Genomic DNA, 23,807 nt, shown 5'->3' on the forward strand with positions numbered 1-23,807 from the left:
GTGGAACATTCACTCTGGCAAAGTTGCTTATCTGTTCTTGAAGAAGAGCTACCTGCCCAGCAATTTAGTATGTGGATAAGACCACTACAATGTGTTGTTGATAGCAACAGTATGACTTTATATGCTCCAAACCGTTTTGTTCTAGACTGGGTTCGTGAGAAATATATGGCTAGAATTACTCAGTTAGTAGCGCTTAAAGAGTCAAACCCTCCTGAACTAAGATTTGACGTAGGTAGCAAGCCTGTTAATTCTCAAAGTGTCCAAGCCGAGGTTGCCCACAACTTTGCTGCTAGTCACAATAAAAATTACGCACAAGCGTCTGCATCTAATGATGTTGTACCTAATATTCCTAAAACTACAAACGTAAGAGATAAGTATACTTTCGATAATTTTGTAGAAGGTAAATCTAACCAGCTAGCTCGTGCTGCAGCTTCTCAAGTTGCAGATAATCCAGGACAAGCATATAACCCTTTATTTATTTATGGTGGTACCGGATTAGGTAAAACCCATTTATTACATGCGGTTGGAAATGGTATTTTATTAAAAAATCCTAAAGCTAAGATTGCCTATATGCATTCTGAACGTTTCGTACAGGATATGGTTAAAGCGCTGCAAAATAATGAGATTGAAAAGTTTAAACAGTATTATCGCAGTGTTGATGCCTTATTAATTGATGACATTCAATTTTTTGCAAATAAAGAGAGAACTCAAGAGGAGTTTTTCCACACCTTCAACGCATTATTAGAAGGTAATCAGCAAATAATATTAACTAGTGATAGATATCCAAAAGAAATTACAGGCGTAGAGGACAGATTAAAATCCCGCTTTGGCTGGGGCTTAACTCTAGCCATAGAACCTCCTGAACTCGAAACAAGGGTGGCAATATTAAAGCGTAAAGCTCAAGAGAGTAATACTAATCTAGCTGATGAAGTTGCATTTTTTATTGCCAAACGTTTACGTTCAAATGTGCGTGAATTAGAAGGGGCTTTAAATAGAGTTATTGCTAACGCTAACTTTACTGGCCGCCCAATTACCATAGATTTTGTTCGAGAAGCGCTTCGAGATCTTTTAGCACTGCAAGATAAATTGGTAACCATCGATAATATTCAAAGAACAGTAGCCGAATATTATAAAATTAAAATTGCAGATATATTGTCAAAGCGTCGCAATAGATCTGTAGCTAGGCCAAGACAAATTGCTATGGCTTTAGCAAAAGAGTTAACCAATCATAGTTTACCTGAGATTGGTGATGCATTTGGTGGTCGTGATCACACAACAGTACTGCATGCATGTCGTAAAGTTAAGTCTTTGCGCGAAGAAACACATGATATAAAAGAAGATTATTCAAATCTAATAAGAACACTATCATCGTAATAGGACATTAAAGAATGAAATTTTCATTATCTAGGGACTTACTTTTAAAACCACTTTTATTGGTTTCAGGTGCAGTTGAACGGAAAAGCACTTTACCTATATTAGGTAATATTTTACTAGAGGTTAGTGGGCAATCACTTACTATGATAGCTACTGATTTAGAGCTTGAGATGGTTTCTTCTACTGAGATAACTAATGAAGGTTCTGATGGAAAAGTTACTGTTCCGGCTCGTAAGCTGTTGGATATATGTAAGAGCTTACCTGATGATGCTTCTATTCAATTTGAGCTAACAGGTGAATCAATCAGTATCGTTTCTGGCCGTAGTCGATATTCTTTAGCAACATTGCCAGCGGATGATTTTCCTAATATTGAACAGTGGCAGGGTGATGTTGAATTTAGTCTACAAAAATCACAGCTGTTACGTTTAATTGAAAGTACTCATTTTTCAATGGCCAACCAAGATGTTCGTTATTATTTAAACGGTATGTCAATAGAAACTGAAAATAATGAAATACGTTCGGTTGCGACAGATGGTCATCGTTTAGCTATTTGTAAGATCGTTAATGAAAGTTTAACGTTACCAGCTCGTCAAGTAATTGTACCGCGTAAAGGTATTTTAGAAATAATAAGATTACTAGATCCTATTGATGAAGATGTACAAGTATATCTTGGGCCAAATCACATACGAATTATTGATAATGATTTTTCATTCACCAGTAAGCTTGTTGATGGACGTTTTCCAGATTATCGTCGAGTTCTTCCTCGAAATGGTGACAAGGTACTTACTACGAATAAAGATAAGTTAAAGCAGGTTTTATCTCGAGCTTCAATTTTATCGAATGAAAAATTTAAAGGTGTGCGGTTAAACTTTGCTCCTAACGAATTAAAAATTACTGCTAATAACCCTGAACAAGAGCAAGCTGAAGAGTATCTAGAAATTGATTTTCCTTTTGATAGTTTAGAGATTGGTTTCAATGTAAGTTACATTCTTGATGTATTAAATGCTATTAAAGAAGATGGTGTTAAGTTTACGCTATCTGATGCTAATTCTAGTGTTGTACTAGAAGGTGAAGAATCTGGCGAAGCACTATATGTGATTATGCCTATGCGCCTGTAATCCGATGTCAGTTAATGAGTATTAGCAGCTTAACAACGAGTACATTTAGAAATTTAAGTTACAGCAGTGTTAAGTTTCATCCTGAATTAAACTTAATTACTGGTGATAATGGAAGTGGCAAAAGTAGTTTATTAGAAAGTTTGTTTTTTTTGGGACACGGAAAATCTTTTAGAACGACCAAAATTGAAAATTTAATTAGCAGTGAAAGTGATCACTTTGTTGTTAGTGTTAAAGACGATAACAACCATCAGTTTGGTGTTCGTCGTGATAATAGTGGCCAATTTGACATAAAGATAAATGGAGATTCTAAATTTAGATTATCCGATTTAGCTAAAAATATAGCTGTGCAAGTTATAACACCAGAAACATTTAGACTCTTTTTTGGTGGCCCTAAAGAACGAAGAAAGTTCGTTGATTTAGGATTGTTTCACGTGGAACATCAGTATGCTGATCTTTGGCGTGATTTTAGAAAGATACTTATACAGCGTAATGCTTGCCTAAAAAAAAGAATTGGTGGTGAGCAGTTTAACTATTGGAATGATTTATTTTGTCAGTACTCTCAAAAAATAGCCGATGTCAGAGTCGCTTATGTAGAGCAACTTTCTACTGAATTAAATAAATGGCTGACTATATTATTGCCTACACTATCTGAAAATATAGTGCTGTGTTACTCCCAGGGGTGGAGTAGTAAAAGAAAACTAGTTGAAGTTTTGAGTGAAAATTCAGAACGTGAAAGAAAATATGGGCATAGTTTATTTGGAGCTCATAAGTTTGATGTAAAATTTAATTATAAAAAAACTAACATTGAGCAAGTTTTATCTCGAGGCCAGCAAAAATTATTTTTGATGGCTTTGACAATAGCTCAGGCTAATTTAATTTTTAACAGCCAACAAATAGTACCAATAATCCTTATAGATGATATTGGAGCTGAGTTAGATATAAGTTCTCGAACTGCTCTAGCTCAGGCAATTGATAAGTTAAATTGTCAATTGTTTATAACGGCAATAGACAAAAATGCACTGGAACCAATAATTCCAGAACAACAAAATTATAAAATGTTTCACGTGGAACATGGCGTGATATCAGAAATAACGCAAGGCGATTAAAATGACTGTAGAAAATGAATACGACTCGGCGAGTATCAAAGTTTTAAAAGGCTTAGATGCAGTACGTAAAAGACCTGGTATGTATATCGGCGATACTGATGATGGTACTGGTTTACATCACATGGTTTTCGAGGTACTTGATAACTCTATCGATGAAGCATTAGCAGGTCATTGTAATGACATCACGGTAACTATTCACGGTGATAACTCGGTATCAGTTAAAGATGATGGCCGTGGTATTCCAACCGATATTCATCCAGAAGAGGGTGTATCTGCTGCGGAAGTTATTATGACAGTACTTCATGCAGGTGGTAAGTTTGGTGGTGAAGATTCTGGTTATAAAGTTTCTGGTGGTTTACATGGTGTAGGTATTTCGGTAGTAAATGCCTTAAGTTCTAAATTAGAATTAACAATCCGCAGAGCTGGCACTGTTCATGAGCAAACATATAATATGGGTGTTCCAGCTGAACCATTGAAAGAAATTGGTACTACAGATAAAACAGGTACTCAAGTACGCTTTTGGCCTAGTACTGAAACGTTCACCGGAACTGTTTTCCATTACGATATATTGGCAAAGCGTATTCGCGAATTATCATTCTTAAACTCGGGTGTTTCAATTCGTCTTAAAGATGAGCGTGATGGACGTGAAGATCACTTTTTCTATGAAGGTGGTATTCAAGCATTTGTTGATTATTTAAATACCAATAAAACACCTGTAAACGACCAAATTTTCTATTTTGATCTTACTCGTGATGATGGCATTGTGGTTGAAATTGCAATGCAGTGGAACGATGGATTCCAAGAAAATATACATTGTTTTACAAACAATATTCCACAAAGAGATGGTGGTACGCATTTAAGTGGTTTTAGAACTGCTTTAACTCGAACCTTAAATAGCCATATGACAAAAGAAGGTTTAAATAAAAAGGGTAAAGGTGGTACTGAAACTACTAACGCCAGTGGTGATGATGCTCGTGAAGGATTAACAGCAGTAATATCTGTTAAAGTACCTGATCCAAAGTTCTCTTCACAAACTAAAGATAAGTTAGTTTCTTCAGAAGTTAAAACAGCCGTTGAACAAGCAATGGGCGAAAAACTAGGTGAGTACTTATTAGAAAACCCTACTATTGCTAGAACCATTATCATGAAAATTATTGATGCATCACGTGCTCGTGAAGCTGCTCGTAAAGCTCGTGAAATGACTCGTCGTAAAGGTGTATTAGATATTGCAGGCTTACCTGGTAAACTTGCTGATTGTCAGGAAAAAGATCCTGCACTATCTGAACTATATATTGTGGAAGGGGACTCTGCTGGCGGATCAGCTAAGCAGGGGCGTAACCGTAAAAATCAGGCAATACTTCCACTTAAAGGTAAAATCCTTAACGTTGAAAAAGCCCGTTTTGATAAAATGATTTCTTCACAAGAGGTTGGCACGTTAATCACAGCTTTAGGTTGTGGTATAGGTCGAGATGAATATAACCCAGATAAAATGCGTTACCATTCAATTGTTATCATGACAGATGCCGATGTCGATGGATCTCATATCCGAACTTTATTATTAACTTTCTTCTATCGTCAAATGCCAGAAGTTATTGAGCGCGGTTATATCTACATTGCCCAACCACCACTTTATAAAGTTAAAAAAGGTAAACAAGAAAGATACTTGAAAGACGATGAACAAAAAGACGAGTATTTCACTATGCTTGCCCTTGATAATTCATCTATTCACGTAAATGAAGATGCTCCAGGTTTAGGGGGTCTTGCATTAGAAGGTTTATTTAATCAGTACCGTGATACGATGAAAATTATAAAGCGTGTATCTCGTCAAATACCAGAAACTCTGTTAAATCAGTTAGTTTATGCACCAGTTATTGGTAATGGAGATTTTTCTGATAAGTCAAAAGTTGAAACTTGGACGAAGGCTTTCGTAGAAATACTAGACGAAAGTGGTGACAAAGGCTCGTTGTATAGTGCAACTGTAGAGCATGATAACGAACGTAACATTTACTTTCCGTCTGTTACCGTGCGTATGCATGGCATAGATAATGTTCACAACTTTAGTTATGAACTTATTCATTCTTCTGAATTTAAAGCTATTATGGCCCTTAATGAAGCTATTAATGGCTTAATGGAAGATGGGGCATACGTTAAGCGTGGCGATAAAGTTATGCCTGTTAATTCATTCGTAGAGGCTCGTGCTTGGTTAATGAAAGAAGCAGAACGTGGTCAATACATTCAGCGCTATAAAGGTTTGGGTGAAATGAATCCAGAACAGCTTTGGGAAACTACAATGGATCCGGAAACACGTCGTATGTTGCAAGTAACCATTGAAGATGCAGTAGGCGCTGATCAGCTATTCACTACCTTAATGGGTGACCATGTTGAACCTCGTCGTAAATTTATCGATGATAATGCACTTAACGTTGAAAACTTAGATGTGTAGTTAAAATTTAAATACAAACCAAATTAAAACCAGCTTTCGAGCTGGTTTTTTTTACGGCTATAAAACATAAGCACACTGTTAATTAAGGAGGTCCCCATTGTCGCTTAAGCTCCTTGGGGATGACGTCATAATGTTTCTAAATATGGTTGAGTAACAACCTAGCTTGTTTATTTACTCCACGTCATTGCGGCGCAGGCCGCAACCCCCAAACTTGACAGCGAGCATACCTTAATAAACACATTTTATTAAATATCTATATTACAAAGTAGCTTATTGTAAATAGGGCTAGTCGATTAACTAAACAAAAGCTATAATTAGCGCAATTTTTTCACCTAATAGCAAATACGGTATTCATGAGCACATTTGATATCAAAACATTTCAAGGGCTGATACTTAAGTTACAGCAGTATTGGTCAGAGCAGGGTTGTGTAATTGTACAACCATTAGACTTAGAAGTTGGCGCTGGAACATTCCACCCAATGACATTCTTACGTTCAATTGGTCCTGAGCCAATGAGCAGTGCTTATGTACAACCTTGTCGTAGACCTACCGATGGGCGCTATGGTGAAAACCCTAACCGTTTACAACACTATTACCAATTTCAAGTAGTGTTGAAACCATCTCCAAAAAATATTCAGCAGTTATACCTTAACTCTTTAAAAGAAATCGGCATTGATACATTAGTACATGATGTAAGATTCGTTGAAGATAACTGGGAATCTCCAACCTTAGGTGCTTGGGGATTAGGCTGGGAAATATGGCTTAATGGTATGGAGATCACACAGTTTACTTACTTCCAACAAGTAGGTGGATTGGAATGTGCGCCTGTTACTGGTGAAATCACTTACGGCTTAGAACGCTTAGCTATGTATATTCAAAATGTAGATAGTATTTATGACTTGGTTTGGGCTGATGGTCCATTGGGTAAAGTATATTACCGTGATGTCTTCCATCAAAACGAAGTAGAGCAGTCCGCTTATAACTTTGAGCATGCCAATGTTGATGCACTATTTAATCAATTTGATGTGTGTGAAGCAGAAAGTGCAAAGTTAATTGAATTAGGACTAGCACTACCAGCGTACGAACAAGTAATGAAAGCATCACATGCATTTAACTTACTTGATGCTCGTCATGCAATCTCTGTTACTGAAAGACAACGTTATATATTAAGAGTACGTACTTTAGCAAAAGCATGTGCACAAGCATACTACGCATCGCGCGAAGAATTAGGTTTTCCAATGTGTCGTCAACAAGACCAGGAGAGTAAATAATGAATACCAATACTCTTCTTATTGAATTAGGTACCGAAGAATTACCACCAAAAGCATTAAAGAAGCTAGCAACAGCATTCTTTGATTCAATTACCGAGCAATTATCTTCAGCTTCGTTAAATTACGGTGAAGCAAAGTGGTTTGCTACCCCGCGCCGTTTAGCGGTACTGGTAAAAGACTTAGAGCAACAGCAAGCAGATAAGGTTGTTGAAAAGCGTGGCCCAGCAGTGAATGTTGCTTTCGATGCTGAAGGTAATGCTACAAAAGCTGCTCAAGGCTGGGCACGATCTAATGGTATTACTGTTGAACAAGCCGATCGTTTAACAACCGATAAAGGCGAATGGTTACTCCACAAAGCAACACAAAAGGGTCGATCTGTAACAGACTTAATTGAATCTATTGTAAAGACTGCTGTAACTAAACTTCCAATACCAAAACCTATGCGTTGGGGTAGTAGTAGAATTCAATTTATCCGTCCGGTGCATACGTTAACAATGATGTATGGCGAAGAGGTTATTGCCGGAGAAGTATTAGGCATTCAATCTGATAATCAACTACAAGGTCATCGTTTTCATTTTGATGGTAATATCGAATTACAAAGCGCAGATGAATATGAAGCAACTCTAAATAAAGCATACGTAATCGCTGACTACGAAATTCGTCGTAACAAGATAGTTACCGAAGTAAATGCTGCAGCGAATGCACTAAATGCAACTGCATTACTTGATGATGAGTTAGTTGATGAAGTGACTTCAATAAATGAATGGCCATCGGTACTTGTTGGTAGCTTTGATGAAGACTTCTTACAAGTTCCAGCTGAACCTCTTATATATTCGATGAAAGATCATCAAAAATACTTCCCAGCAGTCGGGACTGATGGCGAGCTATTAGCTAAATTTATTTTTGTAACCAATATTGAATCTAAAGAACCTGAACAGGTAGTTAAGGGTAATGAGAAAGTTATTCGACCACGTTTAGCAGATGCCGAATTTTTCTTTAAAACAGATAAAAAGCAAAGCTTAGAAAGCCGTTTGACGAGCTTAGAAAATGTTTTGTTTCAAAAACAACTTGGAACATTAAAAGCTAAATCTGAACGTATTGCTGATTTAAGCAAACACATTGCTGGTTTATTAAATGAAAATTGCGATAACGCTTACCGCGCTGGATTATTAAGTAAAACAGATTTGATGAGTGATATGGTTCTTGAGTTCCCACAAGTGCAGGGCACCATGGGAAAATACTATGCTCAAAACGATGGTGAAGTTGAAGCCGTTGCACAAGCATTAGAAGACCAATACCGTCCACGTTTTGCAGGGGATACATTACCAGAAGGCGTAATAGGTGCAAGTGTTGCAATAGCAGATAAAATCGACACGTTAGTAGGTATATTTGGTATTAACCAAGCACCTAAAGGTGACAAAGACCCGTTTGCATTACGTCGCGCTGCAATTGGTTTAATTCGAATCATAATTGAAAAGCAGCTTAGTTTAGATATTACAGATTTATTATCTGTAAGTATCTCATCTTATGGCGACAAGTTATCTAATGCTAATACAGCAGAAGACGTTATCGATTTTATCATGGGTCGTTTCCGAGCTTACTATCAAGAGCAGGGTATTAGTGTTGATGTAATCCAAGCTGTTCTTGCAAATAAACCAACTGCGCCACTGGATTTTGACCAACGCGTTAAAGCTGTTAGTTTTTTCCGTACATTAGATGAAGCGCAAGCATTGGCAGCTGCGAATAAACGAGTTGGTAATATATTGGCCAAATTTGAAGGTGAGTTGTTTAGCGAGTTTAATGTTGAATTGGCGACAGAGCCGGCAGAAATTGCCTTGGCAAAAGTATACAGTGATTTGAATACTGAACTAGCACCGTTATTTGCGAATAAAGAATATCAACAAGCGTTAACAAAACTAGCGAGTTTACGTGCTCCTGTTGATGAGTTTTTTGATAATGTAATGGTGATGGCTGATGATGAAGCGGTTAAAACCAACCGTTTAACTCTACTGAGTCAACTACGTGCCAGCTTCTTTAATGTGGCAGATATTTCGTTATTACAGTAAACGAAATATATATTAAAAACTAAATAAGACGCTTACGCGTCTTTTTTTATATTTATAATTTTTAGGACTAAGGACTAAGGACTAAGGACTAAGGACTAAGGACTAAGAGTGGTTTGGCCCTAAAAAAGAGAACACTTAGCATTTTTTAATTACGTATCGATAGGGTATGGTGTTTACCTGTTTAACAACAAGTTCATGTTCCATAAATTCACAAAAGCTTGGAATATCACGAGCAGTTGATGGATCGTCAGCTATCACTAGTAACGTTTCACCAACGCTAATTTTTCGAATATTCATTCTCACCATCATCACAGGTTCTGGACAACGTAGACCTATGGCATCTAGAGTATGGTCTGCATTATTTAAATCGACTTGTTTCATCTGTTTTAATTATCTTAACTTTTGGGCTAATTTATTACATTTAAGTACGGCTATTTTATGTTTTTATGGCTAATATAAACAAGTATTAAAATATTAATTTTTTATTCCACGTTAAGGTTAAGTATGCACCTGCCTAGGTTCTTTAAAATACTACTCTGTATGAGTATGCTCTTGGTCGTAGTTGCTAAAGCAGATGAACTTGATAGCCTTAGAGCCGACTTTCTACAAGCTGAAGCTGTTAAATGGAATATCAATTCCACACCATACAAAAATAAGCTTAAACAATTTGATGGTTATCCCTTACAAGATTATTTTCAATTAGCGCAATTGAAGAAAAACTTATTAATGAAAAATGAACCACAAATTTCAGAATTTTTAAATTTATATAACAGCACGCCATTAGATTGGAGCTTACGCAAACTATGGCTATCGCATTTAATCAGATATAAATACAAAGCACGCTTTATAAAATATTATAAGCCAAGCAGTAATAAACAATTTACCTGTAACTATTATCAGTTTCAATTAGATACGGGGGTTAATAAAGGCACAGTATTACCAAATATTACTGAACTTTGGTTAACTGGTGAGTCATTGCCAAAAGAGTGTGACAGACTATTCTCACTCTGGACTAAGAAAGGCTATCGAACAAATGAGCTAATCTGGCAGCGAGTTATGTTAGCTCAAAAAAATAGAAAATATGGCTTAGTAAAATATTTATTAAAGCTACTACCACAAAAAGAGCAGTACCTAGTCGAGTTGTGGAAAAAAATTAAGCGATCGTCCAAGCAAGTAGTGCAACTACAAAAATTTAAACGTAATAACGAACAAGAAACTCTGGTCATTGTTTATGGTTTAAAACGTCTTATATGGAAAGATGAAGTGTTAGCACTATCTGTATTTGAAAAGGCAGATAAGCAAGGGCGATTTAACAGAGAACAAAAGGAAAGTATTTTAAATACCTTGGTTACAGCTGTAGCTCGTTCGGATGACCCTAAAGCGCAATTATGGTTTGCTAACTTAGAGCGAGAGTATATTCATAGTGGAGCTATCCAATGGCGTGTAGCAGCACTATTACGTAATGGAAACTATAGTGATTTAACCACAGAGCTCAAACAATTAAACGAAGAACAGCAGGCTGATAGACAATGGTTGTATTGGCTGGCTAGAGCGTTTGAGAAAACTAAACAAACAGATAAAGCTCAACAAATATATAAGCAGCTAGCCACTATACGTAGCTATTATGGTTTTTTGGCAGCAGCAAAAATTGGTGATAAATCTTTATTAAATCATCAACCTATTAATATCCCCGGGCATCTTAATGATAGTATAAGTAGCGTTAAAGCCGGACAAAGAGCTATGGAACTATACCGGTTGAATCGTCTAACCGAAGCAAGACGGGAGTGGAATTTCTGGATGACTCAGTTAGACGAAACCGAACAAATGCTAGCCGCCAAATGGGCGCATCAGCAAGGTTGGTATGATCGTGGAATTTATTCACTGTCACAAATTGGTTCATTAAACGATATGGATGTTAGATTTCCAATGCCATTTCAAAATGAATTTTCTAAAGCAGCTAAAAGGCATAATGTTAACGAGGCATGGGCCTATGCAATTGCTCGTAAAGAAAGTATTTTTATGAGTGATGCTACATCCTCTGTTGGGGCATTAGGCTTGATGCAAGTTAAACCAATTACAGCAAATTACATCAATAAATCTAAGTTGAAGCGTTGGCAAATACTTGATCCAGATACCAATATTGAACTAGGGATTAAATATTTAAGTTACTTACAGAAAAAGTTTAATAATAACATCGTACTTGCCACGGTGGCTTATAATGCCGGACCTAAAAAGGTTTATCGCTGGCTTAAAGCAGAACCAAGTTTACCCGTTGATGCTTGGATCGAGACAATTCCTTATAAAGAAACTCGCGAGTATGTTAAAAGCGTTTTAGCGTTTACTGAAATTTATCAGCAAAAGCAGGGCAGTGGCGAGTCGCCATTCATAGAGCTAATTGATATGGAGATTGAATAGCTACAAGGATTTTACTGGCTATGCTATTATCTGCCCATAATTTTTATCACTATGATCCTGATATGAAAGATTTAGCCAAACACTACCCCGCGCATATTGCCGAATTGCAACAACGCACTGAAACAATCCTTGTTCGCGAAAACATTAACACCCTAGTTATTCACGCCGGCCAAGTAGGAAAAATCTTCCTCGATGATATGTATTACCCATTTAAAACCAACCCACACTTTAAAGCCTGGCTACCTATCATTGATACGCCTAATTGTTGGTTAATAGTAAACGGTAAAGATAAGCCTGTTTTAGCATTTTATCAGCCAACTGATTTTTGGCACAAAGTGGTAAAATTGGGAGATGACTACTGGACTTCATTTTTTGATATCAAGCTGATGAGCAATGCCGAAGAGATAGCGGCAATTTTACCTAATAATAAACAAGGTATGGCTTATATCGGCGCACATCTGGATGTTGCTGAAAAGTTGGGTTTTGAATTAGTTAACCCAGAATTAGTGTTAAACTATTTTCATTTTCATCGAGCCTATAAAACTGAATATGATTTAGTTTGTATGCGAGAAGCTAATCGTATAGCTGTCATTGGTCATAATGCTGCGAAAGACGCTTTTTATGGTAGAGGCTCAGAGTTTGATATCCAATTAGCTTATTTACAAGCTACGGGCCAGGGCGAAAATGAAATGCCTTATGGGAACATTATTGCGCTTAATGAAAATGCAGCAATATTACATTACACCGTATTAGAACAAACCAAACCTAAACAACATCATTCATTTTTAATTGACGCAGGTGCTAACTTTAATGGTTATGCATCAGATATAACCCGTACTTATGCCTTTGAACAAAATGAATTTCATGAATTAATTATCGCAATGAATGAAATGCAATTAGAGCTTGGGCGAAGCTTAAAAGCGAATAGCAGTTATGTTGAATTGCACATTAGTAATCATTACAAATTAGCTGCTATTTTAAAACGCTTTGATTTAGTTAATTTAGACCCCGAAGCTATGGTCGCTAAAGGTATTACTTCTGCATTTTACCCACATGGCCTTGGCCATCACCTAGGCTTACAGGTTCATGACATGGGTGGTTTCATGGCTGATGAAACAGGTACACATGTATCAGCACCAGAACAATATCCTTTTTTACGTACAACAAGAGGAATAGAAAGTAAGCAAGTGTTTACTATTGAGCCTGGCTTGTATTTTATTGATCAATTTTTGCAAGACTTATCTAAATCTGAAAATTCGAAATACATTAACTGGGCAAAGGTTGACAGTTTCCGTAAGTTTGGCGGTATCAGAATTGAAGATAATATAATTGTTCATGAAAACCACGTTGAAAACATGACTCGAGATTTTAAGCTTGCTTAGTTTATGTCAGTGAATACCTCCCCATATTTGATTCCGGTTAACAATTTAGAGTTTGAGACTATTGTTAACCGCAGTCGTTTTATTTGTTCACTAAAGCACTGTAGTGATAACGCTCAAGTAAAAAGCTTTATAGAACAAATTAGACAAAATTACCCCGATGCTTCTCATCATTGTTATGCCTTTGTTTCGGCTAGGCCTGAAGATAGCCAAAGTTATGGATTTAGTGATGATGGTGAGCCAAGTGGCACAGCTGGTCGGCCTATGCTTGCGGTCTTGCAAGGTAGCGGTATAGGCGAAGTTTGTGCTGTTGTTACTCGATACTTTGGCGGTGTAAAACTGGGAACGGGTGGCTTACAGAGAGCTTATGGTAATAGCGTTAGACAAGCGTTGTTAGAATTACCAACAACTTTGAAAATACCAACTGAAGAAGTGTTTATTACATGCGACTATCAACAGGTTAAAGATATCGAGCATACGCTGTTAGGATTTGATGGTGTAGTTATTAACCAAGACTACGCCATAGAGGTAAACCTAATTGTGGAAATACCTATTCCTAATATCAAAAAGTTTTGTCAGCGAATTACCGAATTAACTTCTGGCCGAGTTGTACCTACTTCAAAAATATAAAATCTATTAAGCAGATTGGAAAGCGTTGAATCTTTGTTTAGATAAAAAACCATATAAGTTGGCTAACAAGCAGATTATGCTATATTCTTGGCATTAACACTCTGTAGAAAAATAAAATAATTAAAATAAACAATGCAGTATCGTAATATAACCCGAATTTTGGGCATGTTGGTAATGATCTTAAGTTCCACCATGTTACCACCAGGCCTAGTTTCTCTTATTTATCGAGACGGTGGTGGTGTTGCTTTTATGACCGCATTTTTATTATGTTTAAGTGCCGGTTTTTTTGCATGGTATCCCAATCGTGATCAAAAAGGCGATTTAAGAGCTCGAGAAGGGTTTCTTATTGTTGTGCTGTTTTGGACAGTATTAGCTAGCTTCTCCTCCGTCCCTTTAATGCTTACCGAAACCCCAAATTTATCGATAACTGATGCTTTCTTCGAATCATTCTCGGGCTTAACTACTACAGGGGCTACGATATTAACTAAGATTGACGGTTTGCCTCATGCGGTATTATGGTATCGCCAACAACTGCAATGGTTAGGCGGCATGGGTATCATCGTATTAGCTGTGGCAGTTTTGCCTATGTTAGGTGTTGGTGGTATGCAGTTATATCGCGCTGAAACACCAGGACCGGTGAAAGATTCAAAAATGACCCCGCGGATAGCGGATACCGCTAAGCACCTTTGGTATATTTATCTATCACTAACCATTACCTGTGCACTGTGTTATTGGCTTGCCGGAATGTCTGGCTTTGATGCAATATCCCATTCGTTTTCAACAATAGCGATTGGTGGATTTTCAACACACGATGCTTCTATGGGGTATTTTGATAGCACATTAATTAATATGATTTGTGTGTTTTTCTTAGTCGTTGCCGGTGTTAACTTTGCTTTGCATTATACGGCATGGGCAAGTAAGAGTTTTAGAACCTATTTGTTTGATCCTGAATTCAAAACCTTTATCTCAATTCAACTTGTACTGACACTTATTTGTTTTTTTGCGTTACTTATTTATGGGGTAGAAAGTAATTATGAACAAGCCTTTGATGATGCTATTTTCCAAGCGGTTTCAATAAGTACGACAGCCGGTTTTGCGACTACCGATTTTTCTCTTTGGCCGGCAATGTTACCAATACTACTTATCTTTGCTAGCTTTATCGGTGGATGTGCAGGTAGTACCGGTGGTGGTATGAAAGTTATGCGGGTGGTGTTGTTATACCTCCAAGGTATTCGTGAACTCAGTCGTCTAATTCACCCGAAAGCGATAATAACCATAAAGCTTGGTCGCAAAGCTCTACCTGATAAAGTTGTTGATGCTATCTGGGGTTTTTTCTCTGCGTATGCGGCAATTTTTATTATCTGTATGGTGCTTTTAATGGCATCAGGTATCGATGAAATCAGTGCATTCACTGCTGTAGCGGCTTGTTTAAATAACCTCGGACCTGGGTTGGGTGAAGTTGCGGCAAACTATTCCAGTATAAATGACTTTAGTAAATGGGTTTTAATTATTGCGATGCTGTTTGGTCGACTGGAAATATTTACCTTGTTGGTACTCTTCATGCCAGCGTTTTGGAGAAACTAGCAACTTCTCTTGCCAACTTGTTGGCGTAGAGAAATGCGTATCCCGTACTTGTTACGGGATCTAAAGGTATATTGCCAACTTGTTGGTTTAGAGAAATGCGTGTCCCGTACTTGTTACGGGATCTAAAGGTATATTGCCAACTTGTTGGCGTAGAGAAATGCGTGTCCCGTACTTGTTACGGGATCTAAACCTACTTAGCAAACGCATTAGTAAGAAAACTGAGTAAGAGCGGAAAGAATATTCTTACACACCAAACCTAATAATAGTAAGCAGTCTTCCCGTGATGCTTTTTGCACGGGATCTCCCTGAGCGTGCTGCGGGTCTAAAAGAAACAAAATCGAATTTTTATAAGCACACTTTTACTGCAGGAGGTCCCCGATGTCGCTTGAGCTCCTCGAGGATGACGTGGTTAATTGTTTCTGAATATGCTGTGATACTTAAAATTTAACGTATCTGAAGGTATGCTTTTGCCGTTCAGGTTAAGCTCACCCTTAGAAAAATATAGCACTAACCGCAAACAGCTTCTCAACCTGATGAATATATTTCTTATCCACCAAAAATAAAATTACGTGATCGTCTGATTTTATTACTGTTGTTGAATGGGCTATTAATACTTCATCACCCCTAACAATGGCACCAATAGTTGCACCAGGAGGTAATTTAATACCTTGAATTTCTCTTCCAATAACCTTCGATGACTGTTCATCACCATGAGCTACGGTTTCTACAGCTTCAGCAGCACCGCGACGCAAGCTGTAAGCGTTAACAATACCACCAGTTCTTACGTGAGTTAATAATGCAGATATAGTCGCTTGTTGTGGAGAAACGGCAATATCTAAATCAAGGATATTGCCATGAATAACATCGTGATAGGCATTACGTTGAATTAAGGCAATAGTTTTCTTAGCACCACAGCCTTTGGCTACCATTGAAGACATAATATTAGCTTCATCATCGTTAGTAACAGCAATAAATACATCTACTTGGTCTATATGCTCTTCAACCAATAGCTCTTTATCAGATGAGTCGCCGATAAACACTAACGAATTATTCAATTCATTCGATAACTTTTCAGCTCGTTTGGGATTACGCTCAATAATTTTAACTTGATAATTTTTTTCAAGAATTTTAGCTAAACCGGAACCTATATGACCACCACCGGCAATCATTATGCTTTTGTAGGGAGCTTCAAGCTTTTGCAATTCACTCATAACCGCACGAATATGCTTGGTTGCAGCAATGAAAAATACTTCATCATCAGCTTCAATAACGGTAGTGCCGAGAGGTCTGATAGGTTTACCTTTACGGTAGATTGCTGCCACTCGAGTATCTACATTCGGAATATGCTCTCGCAATGCAGAAAGGGCATGACCAACAAGTAAGCCACCATAGTAGGCACGGATACCAACTAAAGATACTTTGCCGCCGGCAAACTCTCGAACTTGTAAAGCGCCAGGGTAATCAATTAAACGGGCAATATCTTTAGTTACTAATTGCTCAGGTGCAATAACAAAGTCAACGGGAATATCTTGATTATGAAAAAGAACTTTTTCATGTTTTAAAATTTCTTCTGAACGAATACGAGCAATTTTTGTTGGCGTGCTAAATAATGAAAACGCAATTTGGCAAGCTAACATGTTAGTTGCGTCATCGCTGGTTACAGCGATTAGCATATCAGCATCTTCAGCGCCTGCTTTTGCTAACACATCAGGATGGCTACCAAAACCAGTAACCACTTGTAGATCAAACTTATCTTGCAGTTCGTGCAATTTATTGGTGTCAGTATCAACTAGAGTGATCTCGTGCTCACCCACCAGGTTTTCAGCTAGTGTTCCGCCAACTTGTCCCGCACCTAAAATGATGATCTTTTTCATTAATTTTTAACTACTTAAAACTATTATTGTTTTTATCTACGCATCGTTTGTGATGATAATTAAATCAGTTTTTATACTGCTATGTTTAACTTAGCACTTTTTACTGAGTTTGGCATAATAAAAGCCATCCATTGAATTATCGCCTGGTAATATTTGCCAATCATTGCTGTGTTCAGTTAAAGCTAAAGGTTCTAATACTGCATCAGGCGTATCAGTGATAAACTTTTCTATTTGTTGGCAATTTTCTTCTGGCAAGATTGAGCAGGTGGCATAAATCATCGTACCACCTGGTTTTAATAACGCCCAAATGGCGTTAAGTATCTGTTTTTGCAATATAACTAAGGCATCAATATCTGTTGCTCGTCTTAGCCATTTTATATCTGGATTTTTTCTGATCACACCAGTGCCTGAGCAGGGAGCATCGAGTAAAATTCGATCAAATAATTCACCATCAAACCATTGCTCTGGATTTGCCGCATCACCAGCAATGACTTTTGCATTTAAGCCCAAACGAGTTAGATTTTCATTTACCCGAACGAGTCTCGACTCTTCAACATCAATTGCTGTCATCGCTTTAATATTAGGTGCAAGCTCAAGTATGTGGCAGGTTTTACCGCCAGGTGCGGCGCAACAATCTAAAACATTATCGTCAGATTGAGCATTTAATAGCGGCGCAGCCATTTGTGCCGCACCATCTTGGACCGACACCCAGCCATCTTCAAAGTGTGGCAGCTTAGTAACATCGGTTGCTTGCTCTAATAAAATAGCCTGGCTTAATGGATCAACTTGCAGAACAACGACTTCTTGTTCTGCTAATAAACTAAGGTAATTTTCAATAGTTGATTTTTGTTGATTTACTCGAAGCCACATAGGTGGTCGTTGTAGGTTCTGCTCAAGAATATTCTGCCAATTATCTGGGTAAGCAGCTTTAATTTTGTTAATAAACCAACCCGGGTGGTTGTAACGTACAGGATCCGGTAATTGTTCAATATTTTCTAGTTCTGGATCTCGCTGGTAACTACGTAAAACAGCATTAATCATGCCTTTTAAGTGACGGTTTTTTAATATGGCGGTAGCAGCAACAGTTTCTGCTACTGCGGCATGATCAGGAATGCGGGTAAATTTTATTTGATAAATACCCACCATCATTAAAAAATGGAACACTCGTTGTTTGCCAGTTAATGGCTTCTTAACAAAGCGGCGTACATGTTGTTCAAGTTCAGGCAGATAACGCAGCACGCCATAGCAGAGCTCTTGTAGTAAGCCTTTATCTTTTCCTGACTCAATCAACAATTGTTGTTTTGGTAATTCGTCAGACAGAGAGCGACCTTGGTCAACAACAGCATAAAGACAACGGGCAGCAAGGGCTCTAACATTTTTACTCATTAGTTGTATCCACAGCATTGCCTGTTATTAGGTTGTCAACGATAAACCAATCTGCACGACCATTTAAAATATCTGCTACAGCTAAAGCTTTCTTCCCTGGTAATTGTAAGCTTGTCAGTTTCAAACAACCTTGTCCTGTTGCTACTGTTATTCCTGTTTTATCAACATGAACGATTGTGCCAGCAGGTTTGTTTGATTCTGTAGTTAAAGGCTGTGCTTGCCACACTTTAATGCGGTGTTCTTTACCGTTATCATTAAAGGTGATTTGTGCAAACGGCCAAGGTTGGTATGCACGAATTTTTCTATCTAGAATTTCTGCGCTCAATGACCAATCGAGTTCGGCTTCATCTTTACTTAACTTTTTAGCGTAGTTTGCTAAGTTGTTGTCTTGAGGTTTTGCAGTGTGGGTGCCAAGAGCCATTTGATTCATAGTTTCCAAAAGAGCTTTAGGGCCTAACAATGCAAGCTTTTCGTAAAGAGTTGCGCTGGTATCAATATTGGTAATAGGGCAGCTGGCTGTTAATAACATAGCACCTGTATCTAAACCTTTATCCATCTGCATAATGGTAACGCCAGTTTCATTGTCACCCATCTCTAGGGATCGCTGAATAGGTGCCGCACCGCGCCAACGAGGCAATAACGAACCATGCACATTAACACAGCCTAATTTAGGTGTATCCAATATTACTTGCGGTAAAAGTAACCCGTAAGCAACCACCACCATCACATCCGCTTGGTAATTATTCAAAGTAAGCTGTTCAGTTTCATTTTTAAAATTAAGTGGCTGCTCAACTGGGATGTTGTGTTCAAGAGCAAGCTGTTTGACAGCACAAGCCGTTAGCTTTTTGCCTCTACCCGCAGGTTTATCTTGTGGGCAATAAACTGCTTTAACATTATGCTTAGAATCAATTAACGCTTGTAAGTGTTCTGCAGCAAAGTGCGGTGTGCCGGCAAAAATAATATCTAATGGTTTTGACAAGGTAATTTCCTAAGCTTTCGCTTCTAAACGAGCTGCTTTTTCTAATTTAGTTTTAATTCGTTGACGCTTTAGTGGTGACAAATAGTCAATAAATAAGACACCTTGTAAATGATCTAACTCATGTTGAATACAAATAGCGAGAAGTTCACTTGCCTGTAAAGAAAACTCTTTTCCTTGAGCATCTAACGCCGTTACTGTTACTTCAGTGTTGCGATCAACTTTTGCGTAGGTACCTGGAACAGATAAACAACCTTCTTCGTTTATCATTATTTCACCACTTTTTTCAGTGATAACAGGGTTAATTAATACTAATGGTTCAGACTTATCGTCGGAAACATCGATTACTACAATACGTTGATGGATATTTACTTGTGTAGCAGCAAGCCCCACACCGTTTTCGTCGTACATGGTTTCAAACATGTCTTCGGTAATTTTTCTAATGTCATCATTGACTTCGGTTACTTCATTAGCAACCGTTTTTAGGCGTTCATCTGGAAAGCGTAGTACATTTAAAATAGTCATAATATTTGCAAAACAATTAGCGATAATTGATATAGAGTGTTATGTTTTAATTTTAGCCATTATTTTCTAGTAATAATAGGGCTTTATACTCAGCAAGTAGAATTATCTGCTTACAGAGGCAGTAAATTGCTTGAAATGGACCAATCAGCATGTATAAAAAAATACTAATAACAATATTTTGCTTGTTTACATCATTACTTGTCTTAGCTGACGAGTTGCAAATTAAAGATGATGCTCCGAAAACCTATGTAGTCAAAAAAGGCGACACTCTATGGGATATTTCTGGAATTTTCTTAAATGAACCTTGGTTATGGCCAAAGCTGTGGCGGATGAATCCTGAAATAAATAACCCCCATTTAATTTATCCAGGCGATGAATTGCGTCTTGTTTATGATGAAAATGGTCAACCAATGTTGGTTAAGGGAAAGCCTGAGTTAAAATGGTCACCAAAAGGTAGGAAAACTTTAAAAGATAGTAACCCTATTACTATTTTACCGCTTGAACACTTGGCCCCTTATTTAAACTATTCAACAGTACTTAGCCAAGCTGAAATTGACACGTCACCTTATATTTTAGGTGGTGATGAAAAATATAAATCCAACATGGAAGGCGCTAAACTTTATATTAAGGGTGAGTTAAAAGCCGGCCAGAACTACGCAATATACCATAAAGGCGATGAGATATTAGATCCTGAAAGCAAAGAGCATTTAGGTTATTACGCTATACTAGTTGGTACTGCAAAAGGAATAAGAACAGGTAATCTTGAAAACAAAGAACCTTCTACGGCATTTTTAGAGTCATCTAAACGAGAAGTTAGAGCAGGGGATATCGTTGTAGAGGTTAATGAAGGACAGCTTTTACCATCCTTTTATGCGATGCAAACAGTTAAAGATAAAGAGCTACAGGCTCGTATGATCAGTTCATATAACCTAACTCGAGAGTTTGGCAAGTTTGAAGTAGTGTTATTAAATAAAGGCGCTAACCATCAGTTGAACATGGGGGAAGTTTACGCAATTAATCGTCAAAGCCCTGATGTTATCGAAACTGCAGATGGCCCTGTTTATAAAGAAGATGCATCTTTCTGGTATCGTTTAACACGTCCAAACGATAGTGATAAACATATTAGTATGCCAATGGAGAATATTGGTCACTTAATGGTGTTTAAGGTTATGGAAAAAACCAGCTACGCTATTGTGTTATCAACAACTAAATCAGTTCGTATTGAAGATTATGTAAGCGCCCCATAATGAGGCCATAACAACAATAATACTAACCCTTTTTGTGTGGTATATTTCTTAAGGATGAGAATATGTCAGAACAATTATCTAATGCCCATTATTGGCTGGCGTGGAAATTAATCCCACGCTTAGCCAGCAATATCAAAATCAATCTGCTTAATGAATTTGGCTTGGCCAAGTTTTTTCAACTTTCAAAAAGTGCACTAACAAGCTTTGGTCTGAATCAGGCTCAAACTACAGCTATTTGCCAGCCAAACTGGTCAAGAATCAATGCTGTTATTTCCTGTTGCCAGCAATATCAAATAACAATTATTGGTATACAGAATAAATATTATCCCGAGCTGTTAAAACAAACAGAAAATCCACCTATATTGCTTTTTGGTCAAGGTAACCTCAGTCTATTAAACCAAAAACAGTTAGCCATGGTTGGCTCTCGCTCTGCTACCCTCAGCGCGCGGGAGTCAGCTAAAAAGTTTGCCTATCAACTATCTTCAGAAAACATTGTTATTACTTCAGGGTTGGCGTTAGGGATCGACTCGGCTGCACATCAAGGAGCATTACTGGCTGAAAAGTCGACCATAGCTGTCGTAGGCACTGGTTTAGATATTGTTTATCCTGCTCGTAACAAGCCATTAGCAAAAGACATACTCGCCTGTGATGGCGCTATTATAAGTGAATATTTACCTGGGACTAGGCCAAATCCAGGGTGTTTTCCAAAGCGGAATCGCATTATTACCGGTATGAGCCTCGGGGTTTTTGTCATTGAGGCGCAACTCAAAAGTGGGTCATTGATATCGGCAAGAATGGCAATAGAACAAAACCGTGAAGTCTTTGCCATGCCAGGAGCAATTAATAATCCGCAAAGTAAAGGTTGTCATAGTTTAATAAAACAAGGAGCAACTTTAGTAGATGAAGTAGAGGATATTTTATTTTTGTTAGATCTCCCCTCTACATCTGGTCTGTATAAAGGAGAGGCCAAAAGAGAACAAAAAAAACACCAAAAAAGTGACCAACAAGACTTGTTTATCGATCCATTGTTGCGTAGTGTGGATTATGAAACTACTTCCGTAGACACGGTAGTTTCTCGGAGTCAGCTTCCCACAGAGGAAGTCTTAACCCGATTGATGACGCTAGAGCTTAGAGGTCTGGTAACTGCGGTACCGGGAGGCTATATCAAATTGAACTAAAACAATAAATTGAATAAGTTCAATCACTTAAAAGGGGCTAGTTATGTTCGATATTCTTATGTACCTTTTTGAAAACTATATCCACAGCGAAGCTGAGGTAATGGTAGATCATGATCTACTTACTGATGAATTAACCCGTGCTGGTTTCCATCAAGACGAGATCTATAAAGCTCTATCATGGTTAGAAAAACTGGCTGCGCTACAAAATACAGACGCATACCCATACCTTACCCGCAGACCGGGTACATCGGTACGTATTTACACTCCTGAAGAAACTCGCTTTCTAGATGTTGAATGCCGAGGATTTCTAATGTTTTTAGAGCAGGTGAATGTACTTGATTTCACTACCCGTGAAATGGTTGTAGATCGTGTCATGGAGCTTGATACCAAAGACTTTAATATTGATGATTTAAAGTGGGTAGTGCTAATGGTGTTGTTTAATGTGCCTGGTAAAGAGTCAGCATATTCACAAATGGAAGATTTAATCTTTGATGAATGTGAAGGTCCGCTGCACTAACTAGCTTTGTTAAAATTACATTTGCTTAAAAAAATCGCTATTTTTATGTCATAATATCCGTTCTTAACGGAGTTTTTATGACTAAAGATAGCAAACCATTATTTTCTCAACACGAACACGCTCTGGAAAAAGCCTATGAGGTATGTCCAGAATGTGGCAGTGAACTTGCCGTAAAAAATTCTAAAGCTGGCGCATTTCTTGGGTGTGTAAGCTATCCAACGTGTAATTATACTCGACCGGTAGTTGAACAAGAAAAATTTGAAACACAAATGTTGGCTGGTAGCCAGTGCCCTAAATGTTCTAGCGAACTTGCTGTTAAACAAGGTCGATACGGGCTATTTATTGGTTGTAGTAACTTTCCTGAATGTCATCACATTGAAGAAATGAATCAATATGATGATCTTGATGTAAAATGTCCTGAATGTAACAAAGGGCAACTACAAGAAAAGATGAACCGACAAGGCAAAACTTTTTACAGCTGTGACAGCTATCCTAAATGTAAATATATTCTTAATTACAAACCCGTAACTGAAGCATGCCCCAAATGCGGTTGGAAGGTTATGGTGCAAAGAAAAATGTCCGGTGAAAATGTATTATTTTGTCCGCAAAAAAAGTGCAGTCACAAGATAAAATCATTATACTAGCAATCCAGTTAACTACTGCGATTAAGTAGATTGGTATAAGTATTTGATATGTAAAGGTTTAACTTTATATATCA

The 23,807-nt window shown here is 37.7% G+C and carries 19 protein-coding genes; 14 read left to right on the forward strand and 5 right to left on the reverse strand.

Features of this window, described 5'->3' with window-relative positions:
- From dnaA to glyS, 6 genes are all read left to right on the forward strand, one after another.
- Positions 1-1,374: a chromosomal replication initiator protein DnaA gene (gene dnaA, locus RGQ13_RS00005; RefSeq protein WP_348391516.1), complete on the forward strand. Its 1,374-nt coding sequence runs from the start codon at positions 1-3 to the stop codon at positions 1,372-1,374.
- A 14-nt stretch (positions 1,375-1,388) separates the two neighbouring features.
- Complete coding sequence (dnaN, locus tag RGQ13_RS00010) at positions 1,389-2,492, forward strand: DNA polymerase III subunit beta (RefSeq protein WP_348391517.1); 1,104 nt, start codon at positions 1,389-1,391, stop codon at positions 2,490-2,492.
- 14 nt (positions 2,493-2,506) lie between these two features.
- On the forward strand, positions 2,507-3,598 hold the full coding sequence (gene recF / locus RGQ13_RS00015) for a DNA replication/repair protein RecF (protein ID WP_348391518.1): 1,092 nt from the start codon (positions 2,507-2,509) through the stop codon (positions 3,596-3,598).
- A 1-nt stretch (position 3,599) separates the two neighbouring features.
- Positions 3,600-6,041, forward strand: coding sequence for a DNA topoisomerase (ATP-hydrolyzing) subunit B (gene gyrB / locus RGQ13_RS00020; protein WP_348391519.1), 2,442 nt, complete (start codon positions 3,600-3,602; stop codon positions 6,039-6,041).
- Positions 6,042-6,394: 353 nt separating this feature from the next.
- Positions 6,395-7,312: a glycine--tRNA ligase subunit alpha gene (gene glyQ, locus RGQ13_RS00025; RefSeq protein WP_348391520.1), complete on the forward strand. Its 918-nt coding sequence runs from the start codon at positions 6,395-6,397 to the stop codon at positions 7,310-7,312.
- Positions 7,312-9,378, forward strand: coding sequence for a glycine--tRNA ligase subunit beta (gene glyS / locus RGQ13_RS00030; protein ID WP_348391521.1), 2,067 nt, complete (start codon positions 7,312-7,314; stop codon positions 9,376-9,378). The genes glyQ and glyS overlap by 1 nt, the downstream gene beginning before the upstream one ends.
- A gap of 135 nt (positions 9,379-9,513) precedes the next feature.
- Here glyS and tusA read toward each other — a convergent pair whose 3' ends face one another.
- Positions 9,514-9,759, reverse strand: a complete 246-nt coding sequence (gene tusA, locus RGQ13_RS00035; RefSeq protein ID WP_348391522.1) for a sulfurtransferase TusA — start codon at positions 9,757-9,759, stop codon at positions 9,514-9,516.
- A 159-nt stretch (positions 9,760-9,918) separates the two neighbouring features.
- Here tusA and RGQ13_RS00040 point away from each other — a divergent pair, with 159 nt between their 5' ends.
- From RGQ13_RS00040 to RGQ13_RS00055, 4 genes are all read left to right on the forward strand, one after another.
- Positions 9,919-11,793 carry a transglycosylase SLT domain-containing protein gene (locus RGQ13_RS00040; protein ID WP_348391523.1) on the forward strand — a complete coding sequence of 625 codons (1,875 nt, stop codon included), beginning with the start codon at positions 9,919-9,921 and terminating at the stop codon, positions 11,791-11,793.
- A gap of 62 nt (positions 11,794-11,855) precedes the next feature.
- Positions 11,856-13,175: a Xaa-Pro dipeptidase gene (pepQ, locus tag RGQ13_RS00045; protein WP_348393444.1), complete on the forward strand. Its 1,320-nt coding sequence runs from the start codon at positions 11,856-11,858 to the stop codon at positions 13,173-13,175.
- A gap of 3 nt (positions 13,176-13,178) precedes the next feature.
- A complete protein-coding gene (locus tag RGQ13_RS00050) occupies positions 13,179-13,802 on the forward strand; it encodes a YigZ family protein (RefSeq protein WP_348391524.1) in 624 nt (207 codons plus the stop codon).
- Between the two features lie 132 nt (positions 13,803-13,934).
- Positions 13,935-15,386, forward strand: coding sequence for a TrkH family potassium uptake protein (locus RGQ13_RS00055; protein WP_348391525.1), 1,452 nt, complete (start codon positions 13,935-13,937; stop codon positions 15,384-15,386).
- A gap of 491 nt (positions 15,387-15,877) precedes the next feature.
- Here the strand turns inward: RGQ13_RS00055 and trkA are convergent, their stop codons facing one another.
- From trkA to def, 4 genes are all read right to left on the reverse strand, one after another.
- Complete coding sequence (gene trkA, locus RGQ13_RS00060) at positions 15,878-17,260, reverse strand: Trk system potassium transporter TrkA (protein WP_348391526.1); 1,383 nt, start codon at positions 17,258-17,260, stop codon at positions 15,878-15,880.
- 90 nt (positions 17,261-17,350) lie between these two features.
- Complete coding sequence (gene rsmB / locus RGQ13_RS00065; RefSeq protein WP_348391527.1) at positions 17,351-18,646, reverse strand: 16S rRNA (cytosine(967)-C(5))-methyltransferase RsmB; 1,296 nt, start codon at positions 18,644-18,646, stop codon at positions 17,351-17,353.
- Entirely contained in the window at positions 18,639-19,625 is a 987-nt protein-coding gene (gene fmt, locus RGQ13_RS00070) for a methionyl-tRNA formyltransferase (RefSeq protein WP_348391528.1), read from the reverse strand. The genes rsmB and fmt overlap by 8 nt, the downstream gene beginning before the upstream one ends.
- A gap of 9 nt (positions 19,626-19,634) precedes the next feature.
- Positions 19,635-20,147 (reverse strand): peptide deformylase, encoded by a 513-nt coding sequence (gene def, locus RGQ13_RS00075; RefSeq protein WP_348391529.1) that lies wholly within the window; start codon positions 20,145-20,147, stop codon positions 19,635-19,637.
- A 149-nt stretch (positions 20,148-20,296) separates the two neighbouring features.
- On the opposite strand from def, the gene RGQ13_RS00080 reads away from it, so the two are divergent.
- The 4 genes from RGQ13_RS00080 (at position 20,297) to RGQ13_RS00095 (ending at position 23,733) form a co-directional block, all read left to right on the forward strand.
- Positions 20,297-21,394 carry a LysM peptidoglycan-binding domain-containing protein gene (locus tag RGQ13_RS00080; RefSeq protein WP_348391530.1) on the forward strand — a complete coding sequence of 366 codons (1,098 nt, stop codon included), beginning with the start codon at positions 20,297-20,299 and terminating at the stop codon, positions 21,392-21,394.
- Between the two features lie 62 nt (positions 21,395-21,456).
- Positions 21,457-22,572, forward strand: a complete 1,116-nt coding sequence (dprA, locus tag RGQ13_RS00085; RefSeq protein ID WP_348391531.1) for a DNA-processing protein DprA — start codon at positions 21,457-21,459, stop codon at positions 22,570-22,572.
- A 43-nt stretch (positions 22,573-22,615) separates the two neighbouring features.
- On the forward strand, positions 22,616-23,089 hold the full coding sequence (locus tag RGQ13_RS00090; RefSeq protein WP_348391532.1) for a DUF494 family protein: 474 nt from the start codon (positions 22,616-22,618) through the stop codon (positions 23,087-23,089).
- Between the two features lie 77 nt (positions 23,090-23,166).
- Positions 23,167-23,733 carry a DNA topoisomerase family protein gene (locus RGQ13_RS00095; protein ID WP_348391533.1) on the forward strand — a complete coding sequence of 189 codons (567 nt, stop codon included), beginning with the start codon at positions 23,167-23,169 and terminating at the stop codon, positions 23,731-23,733.
- Positions 23,734-23,807: the final 74 nt, after the last annotated feature.

This window comes from Thalassotalea psychrophila (genome assembly GCF_031583595.1).
GTDB lineage: Bacteria > Pseudomonadota > Gammaproteobacteria > Enterobacterales > Alteromonadaceae > Thalassotalea_A > Thalassotalea_A psychrophila.